Origin of the sequence: Fibrobacter sp. UWOV1 (assembly GCF_900142495.1) — a bacterium.
In the GTDB taxonomy this organism is placed as follows: domain Bacteria; phylum Fibrobacterota; class Fibrobacteria; order Fibrobacterales; family Fibrobacteraceae; genus Fibrobacter.
Window position 1 is genome coordinate 359,194 of record NZ_FRBA01000001.1, and the last position, 26,192, is coordinate 385,385.

26 protein-coding genes and 1 pseudogene are annotated in these 26,192 nt (G+C 50.9%); 9 read left to right on the forward strand and 18 right to left on the reverse strand.

Annotated elements, in window-relative coordinates; translation table 11 throughout:
• Positions 1-149: 149 nt before the first annotated feature.
• The 8 genes from BUC02_RS01525 to BUC02_RS01555 form a co-directional block, all read right to left on the reverse strand.
• Positions 150-1,280 carry an alpha/beta hydrolase gene (locus BUC02_RS01525; RefSeq protein ID WP_083564374.1) on the reverse strand — a complete coding sequence of 377 codons (1,131 nt, stop codon included), beginning with the start codon at positions 1,278-1,280 and terminating at the stop codon, positions 150-152.
• 71 nt (positions 1,281-1,351) lie between these two features.
• Complete coding sequence (locus BUC02_RS01530; RefSeq protein ID WP_073317697.1) at positions 1,352-1,891, reverse strand: flavodoxin family protein; 540 nt, start codon at positions 1,889-1,891, stop codon at positions 1,352-1,354.
• A 139-nt stretch (positions 1,892-2,030) separates the two neighbouring features.
• On the reverse strand, positions 2,031-3,035 hold the full coding sequence (locus BUC02_RS01535; RefSeq protein ID WP_073317700.1) for a PDDEXK nuclease domain-containing protein: 1,005 nt from the start codon (positions 3,033-3,035) through the stop codon (positions 2,031-2,033).
• Between the two features lie 384 nt (positions 3,036-3,419).
• Positions 3,420-3,581: a hypothetical protein gene (locus tag BUC02_RS16500; protein WP_254794046.1), complete on the reverse strand. Its 162-nt coding sequence runs from the start codon at positions 3,579-3,581 to the stop codon at positions 3,420-3,422.
• A 251-nt stretch (positions 3,582-3,832) separates the two neighbouring features.
• Complete coding sequence (locus tag BUC02_RS16505) at positions 3,833-4,018, reverse strand: hypothetical protein (protein ID WP_254794047.1); 186 nt, start codon at positions 4,016-4,018, stop codon at positions 3,833-3,835.
• Positions 4,019-4,157: 139 nt separating this feature from the next.
• A complete protein-coding gene (locus tag BUC02_RS01545; protein ID WP_217653057.1) occupies positions 4,158-4,505 on the reverse strand; it encodes a hypothetical protein in 348 nt (115 codons plus the stop codon).
• A 19-nt stretch (positions 4,506-4,524) separates the two neighbouring features.
• Positions 4,525-5,475 carry a restriction endonuclease subunit S gene (locus BUC02_RS01550; protein WP_073317703.1) on the reverse strand — a complete coding sequence of 317 codons (951 nt, stop codon included), beginning with the start codon at positions 5,473-5,475 and terminating at the stop codon, positions 4,525-4,527.
• Between the two features lie 2 nt (positions 5,476-5,477).
• On the reverse strand, positions 5,478-7,304 hold the full coding sequence (locus tag BUC02_RS01555; RefSeq protein WP_073317706.1) for an HsdM family class I SAM-dependent methyltransferase: 1,827 nt from the start codon (positions 7,302-7,304) through the stop codon (positions 5,478-5,480).
• 478 nt (positions 7,305-7,782) lie between these two features.
• Here BUC02_RS01555 and BUC02_RS16510 point away from each other — a divergent pair.
• The 7 genes and pseudogenes from BUC02_RS16510 to BUC02_RS01585 form a co-directional block, all read left to right on the forward strand.
• Positions 7,783-7,956: pseudogene (locus BUC02_RS16510) on the forward strand (LysR family transcriptional regulator); the annotation flags it as partial.
• A gap of 45 nt (positions 7,957-8,001) precedes the next feature.
• Positions 8,002-8,664, forward strand: coding sequence for a LysR family transcriptional regulator substrate-binding protein (locus BUC02_RS01560; protein WP_254794077.1), 663 nt, complete (start codon positions 8,002-8,004; stop codon positions 8,662-8,664).
• Between the two features lie 23 nt (positions 8,665-8,687).
• Complete coding sequence (locus BUC02_RS01565; protein WP_073317712.1) at positions 8,688-9,176, forward strand: GNAT family N-acetyltransferase; 489 nt, start codon at positions 8,688-8,690, stop codon at positions 9,174-9,176.
• 46 nt (positions 9,177-9,222) lie between these two features.
• Positions 9,223-9,501 (forward strand): hypothetical protein, encoded by a 279-nt coding sequence (locus BUC02_RS16515; RefSeq protein ID WP_254794048.1) that lies wholly within the window; start codon positions 9,223-9,225, stop codon positions 9,499-9,501.
• A gap of 16 nt (positions 9,502-9,517) precedes the next feature.
• The gene (locus BUC02_RS16520) at positions 9,518-9,688 is read left to right on the forward strand and encodes a diguanylate cyclase domain-containing protein (RefSeq protein ID WP_254794049.1); all 171 of its coding nucleotides are present in this window, start codon (positions 9,518-9,520) and stop codon (positions 9,686-9,688) included.
• 189 nt (positions 9,689-9,877) lie between these two features.
• Positions 9,878-10,219: a P-II family nitrogen regulator gene (locus BUC02_RS01580; RefSeq protein ID WP_073317718.1), complete on the forward strand. Its 342-nt coding sequence runs from the start codon at positions 9,878-9,880 to the stop codon at positions 10,217-10,219.
• Between the two features lie 131 nt (positions 10,220-10,350).
• Positions 10,351-11,625, forward strand: coding sequence for an ammonium transporter (locus BUC02_RS01585; RefSeq protein WP_073317722.1), 1,275 nt, complete (start codon positions 10,351-10,353; stop codon positions 11,623-11,625).
• A gap of 230 nt (positions 11,626-11,855) precedes the next feature.
• Here BUC02_RS01585 and BUC02_RS01590 read toward each other — a convergent pair whose 3' ends face one another.
• The 3 genes from BUC02_RS01590 to BUC02_RS01600 are packed head-to-tail and all read right to left on the reverse strand — an operon-like array spanning position 11,856 to position 13,433.
• Positions 11,856-12,191 carry a hypothetical protein gene (locus BUC02_RS01590; RefSeq protein WP_073055596.1) on the reverse strand — a complete coding sequence of 112 codons (336 nt, stop codon included), beginning with the start codon at positions 12,189-12,191 and terminating at the stop codon, positions 11,856-11,858.
• 12 nt (positions 12,192-12,203) lie between these two features.
• A complete protein-coding gene (locus BUC02_RS01595) occupies positions 12,204-12,788 on the reverse strand; it encodes a hypothetical protein (RefSeq protein ID WP_073055598.1) in 585 nt (194 codons plus the stop codon).
• A gap of 12 nt (positions 12,789-12,800) precedes the next feature.
• Positions 12,801-13,433, reverse strand: a complete 633-nt coding sequence (locus tag BUC02_RS01600; RefSeq protein ID WP_254794050.1) for a sulfurtransferase TusA family protein — start codon at positions 13,431-13,433, stop codon at positions 12,801-12,803.
• Between the two features lie 29 nt (positions 13,434-13,462).
• Between BUC02_RS01600 and BUC02_RS01605 the strand changes: the two genes are divergently transcribed.
• On the forward strand, positions 13,463-15,049 hold the full coding sequence (locus BUC02_RS01605) for a glycosyltransferase (protein ID WP_254794052.1): 1,587 nt from the start codon (positions 13,463-13,465) through the stop codon (positions 15,047-15,049).
• On the opposite strand, the gene BUC02_RS01610 is transcribed toward BUC02_RS01605, so the two are convergent.
• The 5 genes from BUC02_RS01610 to BUC02_RS01630 form a co-directional block, all read right to left on the reverse strand.
• A complete protein-coding gene (locus BUC02_RS01610) occupies positions 15,039-15,248 on the reverse strand; it encodes a PilW family protein (RefSeq protein WP_073055610.1) in 210 nt (69 codons plus the stop codon). The two genes, BUC02_RS01605 and BUC02_RS01610, sit on opposite strands and share 11 nt — an antisense overlap.
• Positions 15,236-15,604: a type II secretion system protein gene (locus tag BUC02_RS01615; RefSeq protein ID WP_217653058.1), complete on the reverse strand. Its 369-nt coding sequence runs from the start codon at positions 15,602-15,604 to the stop codon at positions 15,236-15,238. The genes BUC02_RS01610 and BUC02_RS01615 overlap by 13 nt, the downstream gene beginning before the upstream one ends.
• Positions 15,605-15,823: 219 nt before the next feature.
• Positions 15,824-16,744 (reverse strand): hypothetical protein, encoded by a 921-nt coding sequence (locus BUC02_RS01620; RefSeq protein WP_073317728.1) that lies wholly within the window; start codon positions 16,742-16,744, stop codon positions 15,824-15,826.
• Positions 16,734-17,900 (reverse strand): hypothetical protein, encoded by a 1,167-nt coding sequence (locus tag BUC02_RS01625; protein WP_073317731.1) that lies wholly within the window; start codon positions 17,898-17,900, stop codon positions 16,734-16,736. The genes BUC02_RS01620 and BUC02_RS01625 overlap by 11 nt, the downstream gene beginning before the upstream one ends.
• Positions 17,897-19,672 carry a type II and III secretion system protein gene (locus tag BUC02_RS01630; RefSeq protein WP_139260963.1) on the reverse strand — a complete coding sequence of 592 codons (1,776 nt, stop codon included), beginning with the start codon at positions 19,670-19,672 and terminating at the stop codon, positions 17,897-17,899. The genes BUC02_RS01625 and BUC02_RS01630 overlap by 4 nt, the downstream gene beginning before the upstream one ends.
• Before the next feature lie 250 nt (positions 19,673-19,922).
• Here BUC02_RS01630 and metK point away from each other — a divergent pair, with 250 nt between their 5' ends.
• Entirely contained in the window at positions 19,923-21,113 is a 1,191-nt protein-coding gene (gene metK, locus BUC02_RS01635; RefSeq protein ID WP_073317737.1) for a methionine adenosyltransferase, read from the forward strand.
• A gap of 102 nt (positions 21,114-21,215) precedes the next feature.
• On the opposite strand, the gene BUC02_RS01640 is transcribed toward metK, so the two are convergent.
• Both BUC02_RS01640 and BUC02_RS01645 read right to left on the reverse strand, forming a co-directional pair.
• Positions 21,216-22,082, reverse strand: a complete 867-nt coding sequence (locus BUC02_RS01640) for a hypothetical protein (protein ID WP_073317739.1) — start codon at positions 22,080-22,082, stop codon at positions 21,216-21,218.
• Between the two features lie 2 nt (positions 22,083-22,084).
• Positions 22,085-26,188, reverse strand: a complete 4,104-nt coding sequence (locus BUC02_RS01645; RefSeq protein WP_073317742.1) for a C25 family cysteine peptidase — start codon at positions 26,186-26,188, stop codon at positions 22,085-22,087.
• Positions 26,189-26,192: the final 4 nt, after the last annotated feature.

Sequence of the window (26,192 nt, forward strand, 5' to 3'; positions counted from 1 at the left end):
TACACAAGGTTGTGCACCAAAAAGTACACAAAGTTGTGGTCCACAAGGTTGTGTACCAGGCGTTTGGCTTAAATTCAACAAAAAGCAACCAAGGTCACATTTGTGACCTTGGACAGCAGCGAGAATCGTCGCGGTTTTGTGTCTTTTGCTTACTTCAAGTTCGTCTTGAAGAATTCGTTCAGCTTTTCGAAGGGGATTTTTTCCAGGTTGTCGTAGAGGTCCACGTGGGAGGCTCCGGGGATGACGAGGAGTTCCTTGTTGCCGACGGTCTTGCTCCAGTTCTTGGTGGCGTCGAGTTTTGCGGGGACGTCCGCCTTCTTGCCGGTCATCTTTTCGAATGCGCCTTCGCCGAAGTAGCGGCTGTGGGCCTTTTCGCCGTGGATGATGAGCACCGGGTTACGGATTTCGTCGGCGTATGCGAGAAGCTTGGTGTTCATGAGCGAGGTGCCTGCGGAGGCGGCCCAGCCCTTGTTGCTGTTGAGGGAGCGCTTGTGGTAGCCGCGCGGGGTCTTGTAGTAGGCGTAGTAATCCTTGACAAAGTAAGGAGCGTCGTTCGGGAGCGGGTCCACCACGCCGCCGGCCAGGTCGTAGGTGCCGTTCTTGAAGTCCTTGGTGCGCTGGGCCATCAGAGCCTTGCGAGCCTCGTTGCGGGCGTCGGCGTTGTTTGCAGAATCGAAGTAGCCGTTCGCGGTTACGCGGCTCATGTCGTACATGGTCGAGGCAACCGTCGCCTTTACGCGGGTGTCGATGCCGGCGGCGTTAATCGCCATGCCGCCCCAGCCGCAAATGCCGATGATGCCGATGCGTTCCGGGTCAACGTTGTCGCGGGTCGAGAGGAAGTCCACGGACGCCATGAAGTCTTCGGTGTTGATGTCCGGGCTGTTCATGTAGCGCGGCTCGCCGCCCGATTCGCCGGTGAAGCTCGGGTCGAACGCAATGGTCAGGAATCCGCGTTCCGCCATCTGCTGGGCGTAAAGGCCGCTGGACTGTTCCTTGACGGCACCGAACGGGCCCGAGACTGCAATCGCCGGGAACTTGCCGTTCACCTTGAGGCTCGTGTCCTTGGGCACGAACATGTCGGCGGCGAGTTCAATGCCAAAGTGGTTCTTGAATGTGACCTTGGAATGTTCGACCTTGTCGCTCTTGGGGAATACCTTGTCCCATTCGGCGGTGAGCGTGAGCTTGTTCATATTTTCTTCCTTTGTCTGTTGTACTGCTTCTGTTGCCGGTGCGGCGGCTCCTTGTGCAGCGTTGTTTTCTTTTTCGGGGGAGCATGCCATCAGGGTGCATGCGGAAGCCACGGCAAGCGCCGCTTTAAAGAATCTGGATTTCATGACTTATCTCCTTGTTGTTAAACTTTCTTTCCCATGGCGAACGCCTTTTTCAGGAGCGAGGAATTCTTCTTGACGTCGCCGGCGCTTTCGGCACCCGTGGCGCAGAGGGAGCCCTTGAGCTTCACGCCGTCAAAGCAGGCAATCCACCCGCCAATGCCGCGCTTTGCGATGTTCATGGCCTTCGCGTCGGTGTCGGCAGCAGACGTGAGCAGGTAAATCTCGCGGAACTTGTAATCGCTGGAATAGAGGGAATTCGCGCGGTCGAGCATGGTCTTGAGCTGGCCGCTCATCTCGTAATAGTAAATGGGTGTGGCGAACACGATGACATCGGCCGATTCCATCTTCTTGGTGATGGCGGGAGCGTCGTCCTTGATAACGCATTTGCCCTTCTTCTGGCAAGCGAGGCAGCCCATGCAAAAACCGATCTTCTTGCCGCGCAGCGACTCGAATTCCACCTTGTTGCCCGCCTCGGCGGCACCCTTCGCGAACTCCTGCGCCAAGGTTTCGGAGTTGCTCCCCTTGCGCAAGCTGCTGGACAAGACCAATACTTTTTTCATAGGTTCCTCTCGGTTGAAGTCTTTACATGTTCAAATATACCTCTTTTTTCAGATATTGCAAATACTTTGTTTTCATAACTAGATATGCTTATAAGGCATGGATTTAAACGGCATAAAAAGGCGGGGCATTTTTTAGCATCTACTTCTCTTCGATCAATTCTATCAGCTGTTCCTTGTTGGGTAACACAGTTTGATACTTGCTGGCAAAAATCTGCGAATTGCCTTCGGGCAAAGTGATTTCTACAAGGGAGTCCGACTTTTTCTTGCAAAGAACGATGCCGATAGTGTTATTTTCGTGCGGAAGCTTTACAAAGCGGTCATAGTAGTGCACATACATCTGCATTTGGCCCAAATCCTGATGCGTGAGTTCGCCAATCTTCAGATCCACCAACACAAAGCACTGCAGCAGCCTGTTGTAAAGAACCAGGTCCACAAAGAAATGCTTTTCGTCCAGCGTAATCCGCGACTGCCGCCCCACGAAAGTATACCCCTTACCCAGTTCAAGCAAAAAAGACTCCAACTTGTCGATGAGTTTGCTTTCCAGTTCGGTTTCCGAATATTCGGACTGTTCTGGCAGTCCCAAGAATTCCAAAATGTAGGGATCCTTGACAATGTCCGCCGGGGACTCCACGATACACCCTTTTTTAGACAGTTCCCTCACCGATTCCTTATCCTTGCTTACGGCGAGCCGCTCGTAAAGCGCGGAATCAAACTGCCTTTTGAGTTCCCGCAAGCTCCAATTCGAGTTTTTCGCCTCAATTTCGTAGAATTTCCGTTCGTCGGGATTATCAATACGCATCAGGAACAAGTAATGGGACCAGCTCAAGACGAATTGGTCAGACACTGTCTGACCAATTTGATAAGTCAGATAGAAATCCCGCATCTGCTTCAAATTCGTCGTAGAAAACCCCTTACCGTAATTTGCAGTAAGCCTGGCAGAAAGATTTTTGAGGACTTCCTTTCCATATTCTGCGCGGATGTTACCCTTTTGCTCATTTTCAACAATGGAACGTCCGATTTCGTAATACGTGCGCACCATCGCCGTATTAACGGCAACAGCAACAGACTTACGGTTCTGTTCGAGAATCGACGCAATTTGAGAATAAAGAGCGTCTTCCCTATGATTAGCCAATTTTTTAGTCATATAGCCTCCATTTAGCCGCAAAAAAACGGCTAGTTAACGTTTGAGGCGTTCTTGCAAAACCGACAAGCCGATTTAACGCAAAAACGCACCTCGCCTTAAAACAGCGAGATGCGTTCAGCGGTAATGTATCAAAATCCACCAAAATTGGCAAGGGGTATAACGAAATTTTACATAACCACTGAGGTTATTCGTATTTCAATACTACGAGCAACAAAGACCTTGTGGAAACTCTTGATTTGAACCTGTCGGAATTTCCGACTGGTTTACCCGAATTTGTAATTTGCAAAAAATGCAAAATGGTATACAGAAGAGAAATAAAATCAAACAAGTTTGATTTTGCTTCGTTCGCCTTACTTTTCCGCCTACATGCATAAAAAGGCGGGGCTACTTGATCATATCCAACAGTTGCTGCTTGGTCAAAAGGCTAAGCACTGAAAACGCCGTGAGTTTATTACCCAAATCCTTGATCGAAGCTCCGATGTGGTAAACAGTCTCGTCAACGACAATGAACCGGTCGTGGACTTCACGCGTCGTCCGCAATTCCATTGGCGAAAGCGTGTGCCGCTAATGGAATTGACATGTAACCCACAGAAATAATCATATCCAAATTGTAATACGGGACAACTCGTTTAATGGACCGTCCACCCCCCCAAACGAACCTGTGCAATTTTTGCACAAGTTGAATTTTCATACAATTCCTGCGTCTGAAAAATGTTGCGAATATGCCGATTTATTGAAGTTCTGTCCGTATTGAACAATTCCGCCATTTGCATTACGTGCAATCGGCTGCAACTCGGTCATAAAATCAAGCAAGCTTGATTTTGCGACACTCGTTTTGCACGATTTTGCGCCTGCGTCAGCCAAACAGTGTCCTGATCCACGCGAACTTCGATGTGAAATTCGCCCCCTTCCGGCTGATACACGATGATTTCGTTCTTCTCGCCGTCAACTTCACTCGGCGGCAACAAACCGACATTCTTCATCTTTCCTCCCTCCGCCTACATGCATAAAAAGGCGGGGCTTTGATTGTTTTGCTTCATGTGCGAAAAGCAATTTCTACACACTTGTGCACTGCAATATAAATTACTAGATGGCGGTTGTCAAGGGGGCTATGTTTAAAATTTACTTAGAAAGAGTCTTTTCGATTGTAAGGTATTCTACTTTATTTTTATCAAGGCGAATGAATTTACTTTTTTGAAGGTCTTCTATAATTTTTGTAACCTTAGCATCTTCAATGCCACCATTGAAATTGTACATTGCTTTGATGAAATTTGTAAGGGCATCATATTTTGTAGGCTTTGATTTCAACAAACGTTTTTTTATCGTTTCCATTTCTTCTGCTTGAGAAGCACTATTTAGCCGTTCTTCTTCAATACAAGCCATTTGAATTAGCTTTTGAGCCAGTTTCAGCTTTTCTCGATACGAAAGTTCTTTGACTTTTTCCACTAGCCCAGAAAGTAACATCGACATTTACGCCTCCTTGTTTGAGTTAAAGACTTGATGAATACGGAAGTGACTTGATGTAATCTTCCATAAATTGCCAATCAGGTTCGTATTCGTTGGGAGCGATTTTTACCGCAGGGAGCTTGATTAACGAAGATTCCATCAATTCTTTATCCCATTTACGACCATAATTGAACCTGTATTTTTCGCGATGAATCAACGTTATCAAGAACATTGCGATATATCGATTTAATGCAAATTTTGGATACAAAACATTCACATCGTCAGTTGCCCAAAATTTTGTCGTTTGGTAAAACGCTTCTGCGATTGAACCATTGTAAGAAACCGTTATTGTATTTCCCTGATGTAAATGCTCATCGTTTGAAATATAAGCAGAAATTCCATTGTTAGAATCTATTGCACCGATATAGGGAACATCCCCATCTTGCATATCAGCTTTTGTCAGTCGCTTTCCTTTCTTGATTTCAAATATTTCATCATAACGAAACCACTTCCAACTATCCGTATTTAATTTGATTTTGTTAGAAATAATGGGCTTGTTGCAGAAGCGAATCTCAGCTTCTTTTGTTCTTACATATTTTGGAATTTCATCTTTAGACGGAACTAAAATACTTCTAAACGTTTTATTCGCACCCCGGCCATAATTATATCTGTATTTATTTTGCTCAATTACATAGCAGTAATAAAGCATTTCTTCTTTAGTCAGTTTAATTTTGGGCTTTGCCACATAGATATCTCGACCGCTATAATACTCATAATCGTGATAAAATGTTGAAAGGACACTACCACTGACGGCAATACTTAATGTATGTGAAGGATTAGGCTCAACATCGTCCATCTTTTTTACATGGCATACAACACCATTATTTACAGATTGCCTTGAAACAAATGGAATGCCAGCCGAAACAACCTCACTATTGACAACCTCTAGATTGACGCCATACCATACATCAAAAATATCAATCAAAGGAACCATAATTACTCGCTTAAAAATTTGAAGGAGATGTATTCCTTCATTTTCTTTTCAAAATCTTTTTGATTGAGTGTACTATAATCCGTTTCCATGTAGGCTTCGGCACACCATTCATCCTCGGCTTGGACTTCATGGCGCACGGAAAGGCCTGGAACTTCTTTGAGATTTTTGTACGCAGCAAGCCATTTGTCCTTTATGGCGGCAAATTTACCACGAGCATCAATGCGTCCTTGGTTCTTGCGTTTTTCAAATCCATCGTCCTTGAAATATCCGAACCAACTTTCAAGTCCTGCATTTTCCTTAGATGTGTCAAAAACCATTACACACGTTACAACGCCGACGGGATAGAATAAATCGTCAGGCATACTTAAAACAGCCTTCAAATGAGCCTTTTCAAGGATTCTTCTCTTTACCTCAATCAAATTCTTTTCATCCTTGATTCCGCAACTCATTTGCACAATAGCAGCAACTCTACCTTGCTGAGGTTTCACCACATCAATAGCATGTTCTATGAATTCCATTTGTTGGGCTGTCCCCACATCGTAGGGAGGATTCAAGAAGGCTACGGTCGGTTTATGAGTTTCGATAGCTCCTTTGGTTTGAAAACAGTCTCCGCAATAGATATTAGAGCGGCCATCGCCTCGGAGCATCATATTTGAACAAGCGTAGGTGTACATTTGCGGACGGAGTTCCACGCCGACAAGCTGCGACGAACGAATTTTCAAATGTCTTCGCTTGTCATTTCCGGCCAACCTGAACAGACGCTTCATTCCTGCAATAAGGAAACCAGCCGTACCACAACAAGGGTCATATGCGACATCGTTCAAATTCAGATCAACTAAATCGCAGAACAAATCTGTCACATGCGACGGGGTCAGGACGAGTCCTTGCTTTTGCTCACTTCCCGCATAGCGAATGAATTCCGTATAAAAACGCCCCAAAACATCGAATCCTGAATCGTCCATTTGCGTTAAGGGATATACGTTCTTGTACAGATAGTCTATGATGTTTTTCATGACTTCAAGGCTGTACACGAGTTTCTTGGTGGTTTTATTTTTTACCGCATTTTCGCGAAAGATTGGCTCGTTCAAAATTTTGCTGTATTCGCCAATCATGGCGTTTTCGTTACGGACTTTGTTTGCAGAAAGAGTCGTCTTAATCGCTCCCATCATCGCTTCGCCAAGACTACGAATTGTAGGCTGCGACATAAAACTTTCACGGAAGGGCTTGTTCAAGAGTGAAAGCAGAATGGCACTCACCATGGTGTTGCGAGTCAATTCAGGAATTGAATAATCGTTATATTCTTCGTTCAGATATATTGCTTTTGAAATGATATCTACACTACGCAGGTTCTCTGCAAATCGTTCATTGTCGAAAATCTTAAGATAATCATTCAAGGAAAGAAGTTTTTTATCCGTAAGTTTCTGGCAGGTGTTTGCACCGCATTTCCATAGGTAGTGCGAAATTTTCAATTCTGTTTCAGATTCACCGCTTGACGCAATCGCAATAACCTCAAATTCCTTTGAAAGAGCCTTGGCGTAATGCAGAACGCCATCAACCGCATAATCTTTGGGTTTGTCCTTATTCTTAGACTCATGCATTGATGGCAACGCCTTACATTCCACAACAATAAGATAACGGGAATCTGTCGGGAATGTAAGTATGAATTCTGGATAACCAGCGCCGTTTCCACCACCCTTGGACATACCTTTCAGAAGTTCCGAAATCTTCTTATTCGTGGATTTTTGTTCTTCGAATTTGATAGAACCAAAAAGAACATCACTCTTAAAGTGATCTCGGATTATCGCTTCGTTCAATCTTTCGTTCGCCATACAGGACTCCAGTAGGAGTGACGACGCTTATTGTTTTCGGTTCGCACAAAAGAAAAAGGCGTGGAGCCGAATATGGTTTTTGTAGCTGAGCCACTAGACAAGGCCTAACACAAGAAAACGCACAAACGGCCCACGCACAGAGTGCGTGAGCAGATTGGCCTTATCCCTTGTGTTTTGAAAGTGTCTAGTTTCCAGCTACACGAATAAGAGCAATCACTCAAAAAAATATGTCGTTTGAAATATACATAATTAGAATTGGGAAGGACATGCCCCGTCAAGCGGGGCATGACATTTGGGTGGGCGGGCGGGACAAGCCGGGGGTTTTAGGGGGCGGAGCCCCTTAGGCGAGGGGGTGGAGAGCAACGAAGTGCGAACCAGGGGGACTCCTCCCCCACCATCAAATCAATCAGTTATTCCTTTCGGGCATTATTTTTACAAATTCATACCTGTGGGGCTTAAATTTTATTAGTTTTCGGGTATGGAACTTCGAGTTTTGCGGTATTTTCTGGAGGCGGCGCGGTTGGGGAATGTCTCGCGCGCGGCGGATAATCTTTGCGTGACGCAGCCGACGGTGAGTCGCCAGCTCAAGGAGTTGGAGGAGGAACTGGGCGAGAAGCTTTTCGAGCGCACGAATTACGCGATTCGGCTGACGCCTGCGGGGGAACTCTTGCGGGAGCGTGCGGAGGACATCCTTTCGATGGCGGACAGGACGGTGCAGGATTTCAAGTCGCTGAAGGAAGACGAGGTGGTGGGTGAAATCGCCATTGCCTGCGCGGAATCGCGGAACGTGAATTTTCTTTCGAAGTGCATCGGGATTCTCCGGGACGACTATCCGAAGATTAAGTACAACTTATATTCGGGCGATAGCGAGCGTGCCCTGGAAAAGCTGGACAAGGGCATTTTTGATTTCGCGGTGGTTGTAGACAACGTCGATTTGGAAAAGTACAACTGCCTTGCGGTGCGTTCGGTGGACCGCTGGGGCGTGGTGATGCGACGCGACGACCCTTTGGCCAAGCGGGATTTTATTGAGCCGAAGGACTTGCTCGACAAGCCGCTGATGGCGTCGCGCCAGGCGATGGTGGCGGATTTGCCGAAATGGTTCGGCGACGATATTTCGAAGCTGAACGTGATTGTGGGGCTGGATCTTTCGTACAACGGTTCGGTGCTTGCCAAAGAGGGCACGGGCTACCTGCTCACTTTCGACGGCCTTGTGGATACGAGCCGCAGTTCGCGCCTGTGCTTCAGGCCGCTCATGCCCGAACTCACCACCAACATGTACATCATTTGGCGGCGGGGCCAGCAGTTCACGCGAGCGGGCGAACTTTTCCTCGATACGCTCCGGCACGTGCTGGGGGAATAAAAAGAAATTAGAGGATTATTCTCATGCTTAAAATTGAACAATATAATACAAAGTATATCAACGACGCGATTGAAATCTGGAACGACATCGTCGAAGACGGCATCGCGTTTCCGCAAATGGATTTGCTTGACCCGCAGACGGGTGACGAGTTTTTCAAGTCGCAGTCATTCACGGGCATCGCTATCGATGCGGACTCCGGCGAAGTGGTCGGGCTCTACATTCTCCACCCGAACAATGTCGGGCGCTGCGGACATATTTCCAACGCTAGTTACGCCATCAAGAAGAACAAGCGCGGCCAGCACATCGGCGAATTTCTCGTGAAAGACTGCCTTGCGAAGGCAAAGGAAATCGGCTTCAGGATTTTGCAGTTCAACGCGGTTGTCGCCACAAACACGTCGGCACTCAAGCTCTACAAGAAGCTCGGATTTACGCAGCTAGGCGTAATCCCCAAGGGATTCCTGCTCAAGGACGGAAACTACGAAGACATCATTCCGCACTACATTGAACTTTAAAACGATTATTTTCGGGAACCGTTATGGACAATTCATCGATAAGTTCATGAAATGCGGCAATACCCTACAAGAAAGTCTTACCAACATCATGGTAAATCTTGCATGTCCGGAAAGTGTTGAAACCATCAAGAATTTTACGATTCTTTCCACATTGCAGGAACGCCTGAAAGACACAAACGTTATTTCAGAAATTTTCCACGGAAAGATTCACGGTTGGAGCAAGGCGATTTTTGTCCGCATTGGCAACGAAAAGCCCCTACGTCGAGTCCTGTACCTTGTCGAAAACGTGAACGCGCAAATGACAAAGCTGGAACCAGTGCGGTGATGCAGCCCTTGCCGCCGTGGCATCGATACTGAGTTCATCTGTTCGAAACTTGGACCGCGTGGTACGTTACGGTGGCGACGAATTCTTGATCACGTTCAAGGGAATCAGCCACGAAGTGCTGAGAACCAGACTTGAACAGATGCGTGCCAAGGCAGAAAAAATCAAACTGCAAGATTACATTTTCTGATACCCTTTCCAAATTTGTAAAATCAAAATTTGTAATCGCAGCTTAGCAGGCTGCGATTTTTTCGTTATTATAACATTTTTTGGTTTAAAAACATCATTTTTAAGCCATTTTCGCGATTTTGATTATTTTGGCACGCCTTTTGCAATGGGTTGGGCAAAACAAGAAACAACCTCAACAAAGGATAGGAACATGAAGCTAGTTACAGCTTATATCCAACCCGAACGATTAAACATCGTAAAGCAAGAACTTTACGAAAACAAGATCTACAAGATGTCTGTCACGAACGTGCTTGGCTGTGGTCAGCAGCGCGGTTACACCCAACGTTTCCGTGGCGTGGTGACAGAGGTTAATTTGCTCAAAAAGATCTGCTTGAAGATTGCGGTAAATGACGAATTCGTGCAGCCCTGTATCGACGCTATCATCAAGGGCGCACGCACGGGAGCCATTGGCGACGGCAAGATTTTCGTCACGGAACTCGAGCAGTGCATCCGTATCCGCACCGGCGAAACTGGCCCGGAGGCGATTGGATAAGTATTAGTAGGAAGTAGACAGTAGACGGTAGGCAGTAGAATCACACAATTGATTTTCTACTTCCAACTTCCGACTTCCTACTGCCTACTTGTTTAGTTAGCAAACTATCAACTAAAAAAGGATTTAAACCAATGAACGAAGCAGCAACTGTCGTACCTGTCAGCGACGCCATCTTTATGACAGAAAACATTTGGATCATGATTAGCGCCATGCTGGTGTTTATCATGGGCCTGGGCTTTGCCTGTGTCGAAGCGGGTCTTGTCCGCGCGAAGTGCGCGGCCAACGTCGCTTTCAAAAACATCGCGGTTCCCGCCATAGGTATCACGATGTACGCCGCCATCGGCTTTGCCCTCATGTACCCCGGAACGTTCAACGCGATTTCCGGTGTACTTGGATTTGCCGGATTCGGTATCGGTGACTGGGCAGACCCCTCCAAGTTCACCGCCGCCTACAACGGCCACTTCACCCTCTTCACCGACTGGCTGTTCCAGGCGATGTTCGCAGCAACCGCAGCAACCATCGTTTCTGGCGCCGTCGCCGAACGCGTGAAGCTGAACTCCTTCCTCGTCTTCACCATCATCTACGTGGCCTTCGTCTACCCCATCGTGGGTAGCTGGACATGGGGCGGCGGCTGGCTTTCTACCATTGGCAAGGCCGGTTTCCATGACCTCGCCGGTTCTACGCTCGTCCACTCCGTGGGTGGCTGGGCAGCTCTCGCTGGCGTCATGATCCTTGGACCGCGCATCGGCAAGTATGTCGGCGGCAAGGTGCACGCAATTCCGGCCCACAACATTCCGCTTGCTACCATCGGCGTGTTCATGCTGTGGTTCGGTTGGTGGGGATTCAACGCCGGTTCCGCCCTCTCCGGCGACCCGAAGGCAACCAGCTGGATTCTGGTGACCACGAACCTCGCCGCTGTCGCAGGTATCATTACCGCAACACTCACGAGCTGGATTGTATCGAAGAAGCCGGATGCCACCATGGCCCTCAACGGCTGCCTTGCAGGCCTCGTCGCCATCACTGCCGGTGCAGACGTGGTAACCCCGCTTTCTTCCTGGATTATTGGCGCCATCGCCGGTGTGCTCGTCGTCGGTGCAGTCTTTATGTTCGACCGCCTGCACTTGGATGACCCGGTCGGTGCTCTCTCGGTTCACCTGGTGAACGGTGTGTGGGGTACGCTCGCTGTCGGTATCTTCGATATCACTGGCGACTACACCCTCGGCACCCAGGCCATCGGCGTGATCGCTTACGCGGTTCCCTGCTTCGGTGCTGCAAGCCTCATCTTCTACGCTATCAAGAAGACCATGGGACTGCGCGTTACCGAGCGTCAAGAACTCCGCGGCCTCGACCAAAGCGAACACGGACAAGAATCCTACAGCGGCTTCCAAATCTTCAGCAACATGTAATCCATACACTCTAGCAAAACGGATACATCAAACGACCCTGGCGTTTGCCAGGGCCGTTTTTCATATACAACAGAGTCGAGCGATCTCCGTGAGCGAAAAACGACCGGTATTAACCGGGCGTGTTCGCGACCTTTGGCCACTTAGCACTTTAGTGCTTATGTGGATATGGCCCCCCTTGCGGGGGTAGCGAGGCGATATCACATTTTTATTTATGCGATAGAGCCGAGCGGTTATCTTAGGGCTTTGCGAGCAGAACGCATCAGGTTCTTCAGCTGCTTCTTGTCGAGCTGCGGCACTTCGGCATCCTTCTGGGCGCGAGACTTGGGTGCGCAGTCTTCGCAAAGATGCTTAGTCACCGTTCCAAAGCTTGCCGCCCCGTTACTTACGCTCGTTTCCTTAAAGCGGTACGGGCGAAGCAAAGCTTCTTTCTTGCACTTGTCGCAAATACCCATCTTGGGTTCTGCGGGTTCACGCTTGCGTTCCTTCTTGGGAGCGTCACTGGTATCTTCCCAGGCCTTGCTCTGGGCTGCAATCTTGCGTGCGAAATGATCGTCTGTCAAGCTCATGTTTACCTTCCTTTATTTTAATTCTCTTTTTATAAAGTCGTACAGGAACAACGCCATAAACGTATTGCATATAGAAGTCGGGTTGCCTTCTTCGGTATAAAGGCTACGACCGAACTTGCCGCGTTCCAGCTGTTTTTCCTTGAAATCCGCCACATAGGCGGCAAAATCCAAAATTTTCACCCGTTTTTCATCTTTCTGCTGCAGTCCGCGAATGCAGTCGTTCAACGCCGTCAGCTGGGAGGGCGCCGCCGGGAACATGTCTTCGGGAATGGTCAAAAAATGAATGGGCACAAGCGTCTTGCTCAAGATTTCGTTCGCAAGCGTTTCGTAGGCGGTAAAGACGCCCATGTAGTCCTTGCCACCGCGCTTGAGTTCCTTGAGTCCAAGGCCAACTATAATCCGCCCCGCCTTTTTGCCGATAATGTCGGCCGAGGCTCGGTCATAAAGTTGTTGCAATGTCTGGGGGGCAGGCGCGTTTATAGAAAACTGGACAGGTCTGTTGGCTTCGCGACAGAGAAGTATTTCGGCAAAGCGGTTGGCAGCCTCGCCCTGTTCTCCCAAAAGTTCATCGCCTATAATCAGTATCCTGTTTTCCATTATATATATAATCTACACTCTTGAAGCCCTTTTGACCACAGAAATCGACCAAAAGCCCTCTTTTTTTTGCCTTTTTTTGACAATATGGCCATCGGCGACTAGGGCTCCAGGCACATTCTCGATAGGCGACCCTTCGTCCAGGTAGATTTCCAGTTCCGCCCCATCAGGGAGCCCGGACATCACCAGACGACTACGCATGGCATTGTTCGGACAAACGACCCCGCGCAGGTCCAACAGCGTCGGTACCCCACCTTTCAGGGTTTCCGGCAGGGGTTCCACCTTGGTCCTCTCACAAAAATCGGCAATTTCGGGGGCAAACCTCGCAGGCGAGTCCAACCACATTCCCAGGGGGTAGTCGGACAGATTCGCCGCTAGCACCCGGGCAAGAGCTTCTTCGGGGGCTATCGTAACTAAATTTTCACGTCTGTACCACTCCGAACAGGCGAACGAAATTAGCTTTCTGAGCGCAATTTCGAAGCCTGGATTCCCTTTTTGGGCATCCATCCACTTTTCAAGAGCATGTTTTTCGTTTTTTACAGTCACTGGCCACTTATATTTGATAAATTTTTCAATAAAATCTCTGCCACAATGTAGCAAACTTCCGTGCAGGTTTCTATATTTGGCCGCAAGTTCCGAATGGAGCAAAAGGTTTTACATATAGGTTATACGGTTTTATGGCAATCAGTACAATCCTACTCGACATCATGTTCGTTGTCTACGTTATCGCGGGCATCGGGCTTGTCATCTACGGTTTTAGCTGTTACTATAGCATCTACCTGTTCTTGAAGAACAGCCGCACCACACGTCTTTCCGACCGCAAAAAGATTCTGCAGTTCTACCGCGAACATTCTATGGACGAGTTGCCGCAGGTGACCACCCAGCTCCCTGTCTTTAACGAAGCCAACTGTGTCGAACGTCTGCTCGAAGCCGTCTGCGCTATCGACTACCCCAAGAACAAGCACGAAATTCAGGTTCTCGACGACTCTACCGACGAATGCTACGAAGTTGCCAAGAAAAAAGTTGCAGAACTCGCCGCCAAGGGTTACGACATCAAGCTGATTCACCGCACGAACCGCTCCGAATTCAAGGCCGGCGCCCTTAAAGAAGCCATGGAAGTGGCCAAGGGCGAATTCCTCGCCATTTTCGACGCTGACTTCGTGCCCGAGAAGGACTTCCTACTCAAGACGATCCCCTACCTGGTGATGGACGATCAGATTGGTCTGGTCCAGGGTCGCTGGGGCCACTTGAACCGCACCGAATCCGGTCTTACTCTCGCTCAGTCTATCGGTATCGACGGCCACTTCGTGGTGGAACAGTCGGCACGCAGCTGGGGTAAGCTCTTCATGAACTTCAACGGTACCGCCGGCGTGTGGCGCAAGCAGGCCATCTACGGCGGTGGCGGCTGGGAAGGCGACACCCTGACCGAAGACATGGACCTTTCTTACCGCAGCCAGCTCGCCGGTTGGAAGATGAAGTTCGTGTTCGACGTGATTGTTCCGGCCGAACTCCCCAACGACATCAACGCCTTCAAGGCACAGCAGTTCCGCTGGGCAAAGGGTTCTATCCAGACCGCTATCAAGATTTTGCCGCGCGTGCTCAAGGCCAAGGTTCCTCTCCGCGTAAAGATTGGCGCTATCCTCCACACGACGCACTACTCCATTCACCCTTGCATGTTGTTTACCGCCCTCTGTGCTTGGCCGTTGCTCGCCTTCTTTGAACCGGTCGCGCACCTGCCGACCTGGGCCTACACCGTCGGTTTCAGCTTTATCTTCCTCGCCGCAATCGCACCTTCTGTTCTTTACTTTGTGGCACAGCGCTGCTCCGGCTACACCGGTTGGAAGATCCGCCTGCTCAGCCTCCCGATCCTCATGGCTCTCGGTGTCGGCATTGCAGTGAGCAACTCCCGCGCCGTGTTCTCTGCCATAATCGGTGCCAAGGGCAGCTTTGTCCGCACCCCGAAGAGCGGCGGCTCCAAGAAGAAGGCCAAGAGCCACTACGCCCAGAAGTTCCCGTGGCAGGCAGTTGTTGAACTCGGCGTCGGCATCTACTGCATCTTCGGTCTTTTGGAATACATCGGTGCGCAGAAGTTCATTATCGGACCGTTCCTCGCCCTCTATTCCGTCGGTTTCCTCTCGGTGAGCGTGCTATCCTTCATGCACTACATCGGAAACCTCTTCGAAATGCACAAGGCTCGCGCTGCTGAAAAGGCCGCAGCCAAGGCAGAAAAGGCCGCAGCCAAGGCAGAAAAGGCTACCGCTTAATTCTAGCGCCAAAGCAATAAGGATTTATCCGCCGCAGTTCCTCAAGGATTGCGGCGGTTTCTTTTTGATAGTCGCCATAAAGGTGCAAGTAAAGATTGTGGTAGGCCCCGTAGACCTGGAGTGCCACAAGCGACAAAGTCGAAGCGGCCACGACTGCAACCAGGAGTTCTATCAGGGTAAAGCCTCTCACCGCACGCATCGCACAAGCCTCCGAAAAACAGGTGCTTTAGGGTCGGTCCGCACACGAGGCGTGACAACGGATGCATTCAGCCAGACGATTTGTCTCAGGCCCGGGATCGTTTCGAGGGAAACCTGGATTGTGAAGGCAAGCGCCTCGCTGAACGCAAACGAAGTATCGCGACAATCCGGCGGATTTTGAATGAAATACTCTACCGCATTGGCGGCTTCAAGCACCGCGCGGGCCTGCGCGCGTTCTAGAGTCCGGATGCGGTTAAAGCCGTCCAAGTACCGCCCGAACACAAAAACGCCCGCAGAAAGCACCGCCAGCGCCACGCAAACCTCCATCAAGGTGAAACCAGATTTTCTTTTCATCATACGCATGCATTTTCCCTTGTCTTCCCGGCCTTGAGCCGGGATCTCCTTTGATGTTTGCAAAAAAAAAGAATGTAGACGTAATAGTTATAATTCATTTTCATTTCCTAAAATGCGTTGTTCTCGGTTTGAAGAGGAGATCCCGTCCCCGTTCCGAGGATCATATCCACTAAGCAGCAAAGCTGCAAGTGGCTATTGTCATCTACGTGCGGGAAGACAAGCCTACCGCAAGCTCCATTGGAAGGGTTTCAAGTCACCGTCAATAAAGTCGGGAATCAAGACGGAATCCAGTTTTAAGTCTAGCGGCAGGTTCGCCGATTCAACCGCCATCACAAAAGAAGGATACAGCATTCGAACTTCGCCCGCCCCATTCGGGAAGGCAACCTCGTGCCGGGCTATGGCTATGCCCGAGAATTCCACGCCTCGAGAAATCTCGATTCGGTCCTCGCTAAAAGCCTCCAGCCACTTGATTTTGACAGCCCCCCGCAGGAGCGATTCGCGCAAGTAAACAGGCCCTCGGGCATATACGCGCAAAGTATCGAAGTCTGCACTTCCGCGAATCTCGATTGAACCGTCGGCGACGAATCGGCCTGATGAAATTTCGCCCTCCAAATCAAGCGTTAAATCGCCATCGAGAACTTGTAAAGCCTTCGAGGGAATGCGCCCGGCATCTCGACCGAAAACGCGGCGGTTGCCGGACTTGATTTCGAGCTGGAGAGGGGGCTTGACCAGCATGATTTCACGATTCAGTTGTTGTTTGAAACCCTCATAAATTTCATGCCGAAGCTTGGGCGACTTGAGCATGTTGCAGGCGCTGTCGCAAGCGATTCCTGCGAGCACATGAAGGCGCGACTCGCCCGTCGGTACAGCTAAATTTGCCGACAGATCGGCCCAAGGGCCAAGCCGCGAGCGTTCGACTTTCGGGAGCGCAAAATAGCCCTCGGGAAAGCCTTCCAAGTGCGCAATCAGCGCCGATTCCGCATCATAAATCTGCTGTTGTATTTGGGCACGCCGCAACGCCACACGCTGCAGGCCTCCCGGCATTTGCAAAAGCGACGTCAGCAAGAGCGTCACCGCCAAAATAATTCCTAGAACAAGCTGCAGGACTGCACCTCGCTTACCCAAGCCATAATCAAGGTCCATGCGCCCCCACCTTCTTTACGACAGTAGAATTGCCGCATGCCAATGTAATTTGATCGCGACCAATTGCTAAGACTTCAAACGAGCCTAGAGAATCTCCGGCCGTAATTTCTTTAGGCTCCCCCGCCACCGCGACGACCGCAATCTCTTCGCCCACGACGCCTTTCAAAAAGACCTCTGGCAGCAGGCAAATCGGCTTACGCACCCGCGGAACACTCGATTCCGGCAGTTCTACGACAGCATTCCAATCCGGCAAAACCTCCAGCATCGAGATTTCCGGCACCGATAATTCCGGTGGCACAACATCTGCCACATTCGACAGCAAATCGCTTTTCAATTTCGCGCCAAGTTCCCCAAATTTACCAAGCAACATGGCGAGCGCAAGAATCAAGAGCCAACAAGTCTTGCGTCCAAGTATTGTACCCACAAGTTCCGCAACGCCCGTCGTCGCTTTCACTTCGGGCTTGCGCAGATCGTGCCAGCGCCAAAAAGAATCTCGCGAAGCGCGCTTGAACAACGCCTGCGAAGAAAAATCTTGCGAAATAATTCCTTGCGTAAAGTCGCCTTGCAGAGCGATTTCATGAAAATGCTCCGCCCGCGAAAACAGCGCATCGCTTTCCAAAAAACGCCGGAACCGAGACAAGGCCAATTCCATTTTTGCATGCCCCCCTACAAAATCTTCGGACCAGTGGCAAAGGCGGCCTTCAAAGAATACAAGCACGAACAGTCGACCTTCGGCATGAGCGTAGCACAAGTAATTGCCGGCGTTATCGCTTTCGTGCAACTTGCGAATCGCCTGGTCTGCCGCCGCCGAAAGCCAAATCTGTCCGGGCAACACTCGCCGGCTGATTTTTTCAAACGTTATTTTTTCAAATGTTCTTTTTTCAACGGGCTTTTCGACAAGCGCCACCAGGAATCGGGATCGCCTTCCCTCCGACGAATTGAAGGAGACCAAATGCCAAATCCGGTAAAAGCCACCACATTCCTGCAGGCGGCGGCTCGTGCGCGGAAATTCCATTTCAAACATGCGTTCCAGTTCCGCCTGCGCCGGGATTTCATCAAAGGTCGTCATGCATTCCCAAGTCAAGAGTTTCGCCTCCACCGGAATTGCCCCCGTGTACCGCAAACGCAATAACAAACCAGCCATATTCAAAATCATAGTCCCGCCTTTTCTACGTGCGGCGTGATGAATATGGCAAGTTCATTTTCTTCTTCCTCTTCGGAGGTGTAGCTGAACAAACGCCCAAGCAAAGGAATACTCCCGAGAAACGGCACCGCTGAGCGAACCTCTGATTTACTCTTGCGAATCAGGCCGCCCAGGCAAAGCGTTTCGCCATCGGCAAGCACCACCATCGTCTTCAAGTTTCGGGTACTAATGTCGCGCGGGCCATCGCCGGAGCTGCGCCCGGCCGACTTTATTTCGGGAGAAACTTCTAAGGTGATTCTCCCCTCTTGCGTCACCGAGGGCGTGAGTTCCAACGAAATGCCATCGTTGAACGAGCGGTAATCTGTAATCGGGTAACCATCGGCAGACACTTGGCTCACCAAGTAGTAGACGGTATTTGTTACATTGAGTTCTGCCTTATTGCCGTTGAGCGTAGTCAAGCGCGGGCGCGCGAGGACCTCGGCCTGATTGTTTTCTTCGAGCGAGGCGAGCTCCAGTTCAAAGCGGTCGGGCAAAAGCCCGATTTTACCGAAAGCGCCCGCCGCCGAAAAATCCTTGCCCATAAAATCGAAGTAGCCTCGCGCGCCAAGATCGCGTTCCGCGGTCTTACGCGTGGCACCGCTATGCAGCCCGATTTCGAAGCCACGCCCGCGCTTGAATTCCACCACGATGCAAGAGAGCGTCACCTGCAGCGCCGGAATATCAATCTGCTTGAGCAAATCCACCGCCATCTGGATTTCAAAATGCGAACCGCCCAGCAAGAGCGCATTCTGTTCCTTGATTTCGGTCGCCACGAAGTTCGGGCTGGGCGCAAACTTGCCCAAGTACGCAAGCGCACGTTCGCTATGGACATGCCGCAGCGGGTAGAGCTTACTCGCCGAAAGCGCCTTGTGCGTGCCGCCCTCGCTCACGTACAAAGTCTTGCCCTCAAGCGCAAAGCTGTAACGACGCCCCTTGAACAGCGACTCAATCAAGCATTCAAGCGTCACCGCATGCAATTTAAGCCGCATGCTTTCGCGGATGTCGCCGTACAGCGCCAAGTTCAATTCCGCAACTTCCGCAAGTACATTCAGCGCCTGCGCCAAATCGCCATCGTTCACCTCGGCGCTGTACAAGTCGCCGTCCTTGTAAATCCGGATTTTATCGCTCGCTTCGCTTGATGCCTTACCCGCAGAACTCAACCGCGGGCTTTCCACCCGCAAGATTGCGCCTTCACGCCAAACCCGAAAACCATGTACAGACATTATAGAGCGAAATGCCGCCTCGGCGGGCATGGAGCGAAGCTCGCCCGTAATGCGGCCTTCAAGCCCGGGCGCTGCCAGAATGTTCAGGCCGGAATTCAGGGCAAACTCGCGCACGAATTCGCCCACTTCCTTATCCTTGACCGACAGCGTTACAAGCGTGTCGCGCAGGGTAAATTCATGCTCGCCGCGCTCCCTCGCGCGCCGCACATGGAACACGGATTCCTGCTGCACCAATTCAAGCCCGTGGGCCGAACAGAGCGCCGTCAGGGCATCCAGCACGCCCACGCCATCCAAGTGAAACGTCACCTTCAAATCGAGGGCGTCGTCCACCAGCACGGGGGTCTTGTACGCCAGCGAAATCAGGCGCACCACCTCGGCGATAGGCGTATCCACGAAATCCAGTGTCACCGGTTTTTCGGCGCGCTCGACGGCATGCATTTTAGCACGCTCGGCAGCCTGCACGGGCGCGAAACAGAATAAAGCCCACAGCAAAACGGGCGCAAACAACAATGTACGGGGCAAAAATCCCTCGGGAACGGCAATAACCCTGCCCGGGATATAAAAAAGATTCCCAATTCGGCGAATCGTGCCCAATGTACAAAAAAGGAGGCGCAAAACCCAATTCGGCCTCAAAAATCCGTTTTGGAGTTGTCAGAGTTTATGCATTTTTGTACATTTATGCATAGAAAAACATAAACCCCGTTTTTTCAGCGCTTGGGAATGCTCAAAAACGCGACATTCTTTTTGGTGCTGAAAACATTAAGGAGCCTACATGGCACATTATCTCTTTACTTCTGAATCGGTGTCCAAGGGACACCCGGACAAAGTTTGCGACCAGATTTCTGACGCTATCCTCGACGCTTGCCTTGCGCAAGACCCGAATAGCCGCGTCGCTTGCGAAACGCTCGTGAACACGGGACTCGTCGTGATTTCCGGCGAAATCACCACCAAGGCTGTCATCGACTATCAGCAGATCGCCCGCAAGACTATCAAGGGCATCGGTTACGTGAATCCGGAACTCGCCTTCGACTACAAGGGCTGCTCCGTGCTCGTCGCTATGGACAAGCAGTCCCCCGACATCGCCCAGGGCGTGGACGCCAAGGCTGCCGACGGTAAGGAAGATGACAAGCAGGGTGCCGGTGACCAGGGCATGATGTTCGGTTACGCCGTTAAAGAAACCAAGGAACTGATGCCGCTCCCAATCAGCCTCGCCCACAAGCTCATGGAAGAAATCCAGAACCTCCGCGAAAAGGGCAAGATCAAGTGGCTTCGCCCCGATGCCAAGTCCCAGGTGACCGTTGAATATGACGAAAACGACAAGCCCGTACGCGTGGACACCGTCGTGATTTCTACCCAGCACGACGAATTCGTGAACGGCAAGGAACTCAAGCATTCGACCATCGAAAAGGAAATCATCGAAAAGCTCATCAAGAAGGTGATTCCGGCCAAGTTGCTCGACAAGAAGACCCGTTACCTCGTGAACCCCACCGGCAAGTTCGTGGTCGGCGGTCCGCACGGTGACTGCGGCCTCACCGGTCGTAAGATTATCGTCGACACCTACGGCGGCATGGGCCGCCACGGTGGTGGTGCCTTCAGCGGCAAGGACCCGAGTAAAGTCGACCGCAGCGCTGCCTACGCCGCTCGCTACGTGGCAAAGAACATTGTCGCCGCAGACCTCGCCTACCGTTGCGAAGTGCAGCTCGCCTACGCCATCGGCTACAGTAAGCCGGTGTCCGTTCTCGTGAACACCTTCGGCACGGGCAAGATCAGCGACCGCGAAATCGAAGCTCTCGTCGCGAAGACCTTCGACCTTTCTCCGGCCGGCATCGTGAAGATGCTCGACCTGAAGAAACCGGGCTACCAGTCCACCGCCGCGCTTGGTCACTTCGGCCGCACGGGCGCTCGCTTCACCTGGGAAAAGACCGACAAGGCTGCAACTTTGAAGAAACTCGCAAAAATCTAAGCGACTTTCTCAAGATTGTCTTCCCGGGCTTGACCCGGGATCTCCTTTTACAAAAAATCCTCGACATAAAGTCGAGGATTTTTTTCTGCATTCAAAAGCGAATTACTTCTTCTTTTTAGCTGGAGCCTTTTTCTTCTTGTCCTTCATTTCCACACGACGGCTACCAGCACGCAAGCGTTCCCACGGACCAAAACTCGAAATCGAGAAGAAGAAAACGAAGAACCACACGAGGACCGCCACAAACTGGAGCGCTGCATAGACCCAGTTGCGTTCACCCATGTCAAAAGTCATGGCTGCAACCAAGAGCAAGGAACCAATCACTACCGGCGCAAGCAACTGCTTTGCCGATTTCACAAGCGCACCCGCCTGCGGAGCGCCTTCGCTCAAGTGCTTGCCCGCAACCACCGCAAAAGCCATCGCACAAGCAAAAGCGAATGCGGAATGCGCACCCCACATGAGGCTTGCCGCGGCATCGAATTTCGAAGAAATAATTTCAAGAATCCCGCTCAAGAACAGCCAAGAAAGCACAAACGGGAACAGCGCGCAAGCGACCGAAAGTTTCACGAAAATGAACATGACAACCGCCACCAGCGCAAGGATTCCAAACATCGGGAGCGGCATGCTTTCGGCGCCACCAAGTACATACAGCGCCGCAAAAGAAAGCATCGCCGACACCACCGAGGCAATGCCCGCGCGGACTCCGCCAAATACGACAAACATGACCACGCAGGCAATCGTCGCCACGCCAATATAGCGGGCAGATTCCCACAAGCCCTTCGCCGTATCTGTTTCGGCAAGCCACATTCCAAGCGCTTCAGAAGAGCCCAGCGGCAAAGAAACTATTTCTTGCCAGCCGGTCGCCACAAATGAAACCGTCGCAATGACCATGACCACCAAGGCGATCAAACGAAAACGCAACATCAATTCCAAAAAAGTCTGAACTTTACCAGGCTTTTCACGCAAATCCATAATTACCTCGAAATCAACAGTTTTTGTTTTTTAGTCCAAGTTTTCTTGCCAAACTTTTCGTTAGCAGATACGGTGCTGCGAACCACGTAGTGGTACAGACCGTTAGCAAGCAGGCGCCCGTGATTGTCATGACCGTTCCAGTGCGTAACGCCCGAAACAGCATTCTTGATCACGCGGACCAGTTTGCCATTCTGGTTGTAGATAAAGATGTCGACTTTGCTGTCGCGATCCACAGCCAAATTCTTGAAGTAGAAGGTTGTGCCTTTTTTGCCCATCGGGTTCGGCACATTGAAAACGTCGGCAAGGCCAGATTCCATGTCGTCCGTAATTTCAAGATTCAAGGACTTGACGGCGATGTTGTCCAAAACGTCCTTCGCAAACACCTTGAATTCGTACTTGCCGGCAGGATACTGTTCTGCGCTAAAGTTCATGCGCACCCTGGCACGCTTCGAAGTCTGTTCCAAATAGGGCCACGGGTGGAACGGTTCCTGCACGCCCACGACTTCAAACGAGATTCCTTCATCAGCCTGTTCTCTAAAGTCAAGCGCCGTGGAATCTTCTACAACCACCTGCAGGCAAGCTGGAGCCTGCAATTTGACCGTTTCACCATCGGCAAAGTCTGTCACTACACCGCCGCCGTAGCAAGACTGAATCTGGATAGAAGGCGGGAGCGTGTCATTCAGGGAATCGGCGTAGTCCGAAATACCGCTAATCACCAGGTTCCTGAGCCAAGAACGGCCCACGGCGCTTTCATTCGGGGAATAAGCCCACGCGCTGAATTCAGCCGTCGTATCGCCAATCGAAATCTTGCGCGGCGTCACGAAGTCGGTCGCAAAGCGGCCTCCCTTCACCGGAACCTTTTCGGAATAAATCAATCCGCCGTCGTAGAACACGTCAACGGAATCATCGCTCACTTCGAGAGACATTTTCTTGTTTGTGCGGCCTTCGCGCAGAATCAAGTCCACGTAACCATTGTCAAGGCCTTCCACGGAACCTGAAAGTTTCACGTGGTCAAGCGCCTTGACAGAATCCAACGGAGTGTCCAGAGAAAACTTGAATTCGCTACTCGGCATGCGAATCACCGGTTCACCCAGAAGCACATAGCGTTCGTTGTTGAATCGCTGGCGTTCATACTTCATGCTGACAGAGCGCTTGGTTTGCAAGAAGGCGCTTCCAATAGTTTCTCCGGTTTCACGCAAGGAATTCAGCAAGAGGTTTGTTCCAAAGTTGGAATTGTATTCGGCAAAGGTTTCACGCGTCGCACCGATAGAGACGATAGAACCGGCATCTGCCTTCAGCAAGAATTCTTCGGAAAGGGAGCGGGCGTTACCTTCGTCAAAGCGGCCCACCGTGCAAGAGAACGAGCCCAGAATCGTATAGCGGCCCTTGTTCGTAAGCTTCACCAAGTAGCTCGGCTTGAGCAGGCCTTCGCTTGCCCAGTCAGTCTTGGAACCGTGTCCAAAGTATGTGGTAAACAGGGCTCCCTGATTCAAGATATTCAGGAAGTCTTCGGCGGCGTCTTTCTTTTGGCCAGCCGCATCTTCAGCATAATCGAGCAAGTAAATCTTCTTGAAATTCCAACGTTCCTTCTTTTTCACAGCCATGCTATCAATAGCTCGTACCAGGTTTTCTTGATACATGGTATGCTTGGTCGCGTCATCCATACCGCTGTTACGGGCATCGTCAGCCGTATGCAGCAAAGTCGAGCGCCAATCGGAATAGTCCATGGCGCCTTTCTTTTCGTAGTCCTTGGCCTTTTCGACATAGTTTGCAAATTCTGCCGCCGTCGCCACCGGAAGTCGACCGACGGCGACGTCCAAATCGTAAACACCGTAGGGAGCCACCTCACCCGAGTCGAGAATACCGAAGAAGTCTTCGATCACGCCATCTTCCTTTTCGAACGGCGGAAGCACCGGAACACCGTATTTCTTGTTGATGTCGCGGTAGTCGAAGTGGCCGGCGCCAGCAAGCAACACGTAACGGAAATTCGGGCACACGGAATAGACGTAGGCGATGTAGTTGCGGATTGCAACCGGCGACATGCGGCCAGCCGTATAGCGGTTGTAAATGTCTTCGGCCACCACCACCGAGGTCGCAAACGTACCCACGGAAGAACCGTCGTTACGGAATTCGGCAAGTTTTTTCGCCTGGTCCACGAATTCGGCCGGAGTAATAATCAGGTATTCAAGTTTGGAATTAGGCTTCGAAAGATCCTTGAGTACTCCATCGCCATAGTTGGCAATACCCTCGACCTTCAAGCCCGTGCGGAACACGTTTTCCTTAACGGCAATGTAGCGCACGTCCTCGCCAAGAGTAACGCTGTCCTTGGCAACGCCACCGGCAGCCTTCAGGAATCCGACCGGTCGCATGTTCGAGAACTTTAGCACCTTGGTGTTAGACGGAACAGGCACGTTGATAACGCCCGAAACCGCACCGCCCGGCAAAAGCCATTCGGCGGAATCGACAGCAGGCGTCCACTGGTACGCAACTGAATAGCCGTCAAAGCGGTCAAACTGTCTGGGCGACGGCAACATTTCAAGTACATACTGGTTCCCGTCTTCAACAAGGCCCGGATTATCGATACGAAAGTTACCGCCCGGCAAGAGTTCGGCGTCGGTATATTCCACACGAACACCGTTGATTTCCATCGCAAAATAAATAGAATCCATGCGCTGCTTGTACCCGGCAGACGAAAGCGTCAGGTTTGCACGCTGGTCTTGGTCCACCACTGCAGCAGACGCCCACACCGAGCGATGTGGGAAATACGAAGCCGACACATACTGCTTACCGCCAGGAACAAGCCCGGGCAACTGTTTGGTAGTCTTCATTTCAAGTTCAGAAGCCGGAACCGTCGTGGTCTCGAGACGGCTATGCCACAGCCAATACCATTCCTTACCGGTTGCCTTTTCCCAGTCCAGTTCCTTACCGAAATAGGTATCGCGCAAATCCATTTCTTTTTCGGCACGCACATAGCGCAACCAGGCAATGTCCTTGCCGCTACCCGCAGGAGCCGTAACCGTCTGGTTAAAGCGCATGCCCTTGCCGGTCTGCTTGTAGCCCAACAAGAACTTCTGGTAGAACGAATACGGAGAGTAAGAATGGAAGTAATCCATCTTGCCGTTCACAAAGAACTGATCTTCGCGGTCGCAACGCTTCCAGAATGCGCTACCGTAGCCAATGAACACAATAGAGTCGCCGCTATTGAACAGGTTATCGGGGGCGCTGCTCGCAGAACCGTATTCCGATGCGGGCGTATGGTCGCGAATTTCAATGGGAATTTCAAAAATCTGGTTCGGAATGCGATCGCTTGCGCCAGGAGCCATGTCGGCCAGCGTATCGGGCGATGCACCGTAAACGCGAATCCATTCTACCGGAATGCCGTCCAAATCCTTGGGGTTGGGTAAGGCATTACGAATCGTGGTATAGCTCACCGCATACAGGCCGTCTTCGCTATTGGTCGCCACATTCTGGTCGCCCACGCTAAAGCGGGCAAGGAACGTCGGCAATTCACCGTCTGCAGCCTCGGAACGCAAGGCCTTGATAGCCTTCGCCTTCGAAACGCCAAAGCGCGAAGCCGCCGCCGGGTTCTGCACTCTGGAAAGGGCTCGTTTACCCGGATTGACTCCGTTAGTAGAGCCGTTAAACTGAACCTTCAAGCGGAAATTCTTACGCAGCGAAACCGACGAGCCGTTCTTAACGTAAAGCGGCACGCGAATGTTGGTCATCCAAAGACCATCGCGGAGCACAGGTTCCGAAACATCAATCGAATATATCCAAGAAGCATCCGTACGAATATCGCGGTGTTCTGCACACAAGGGAGCTCCCAGCGGAACAGTCTTGGTATCGGTTACAGAAACAGACGGTTTCTTGTTCGTGGGCAAAGCAACCCAATAATGCCTAAAGGGCATATCATGCTTTTCCAGGTAGGTCGCATTTTCGGGTTTGAATTTAACCCCAGGCAAACCGGTAGAATCACAAGGATGAATACTAGATTCAACGACAGCGTCATCCAGAACGTAACGTGTCCTGGAATCTTCGACCACGCGGGCAAACGAGCAGATTGCCCCCAAGGCCACAAAAAGGGTAATAAGTACTTTGGGCTTCACAAGT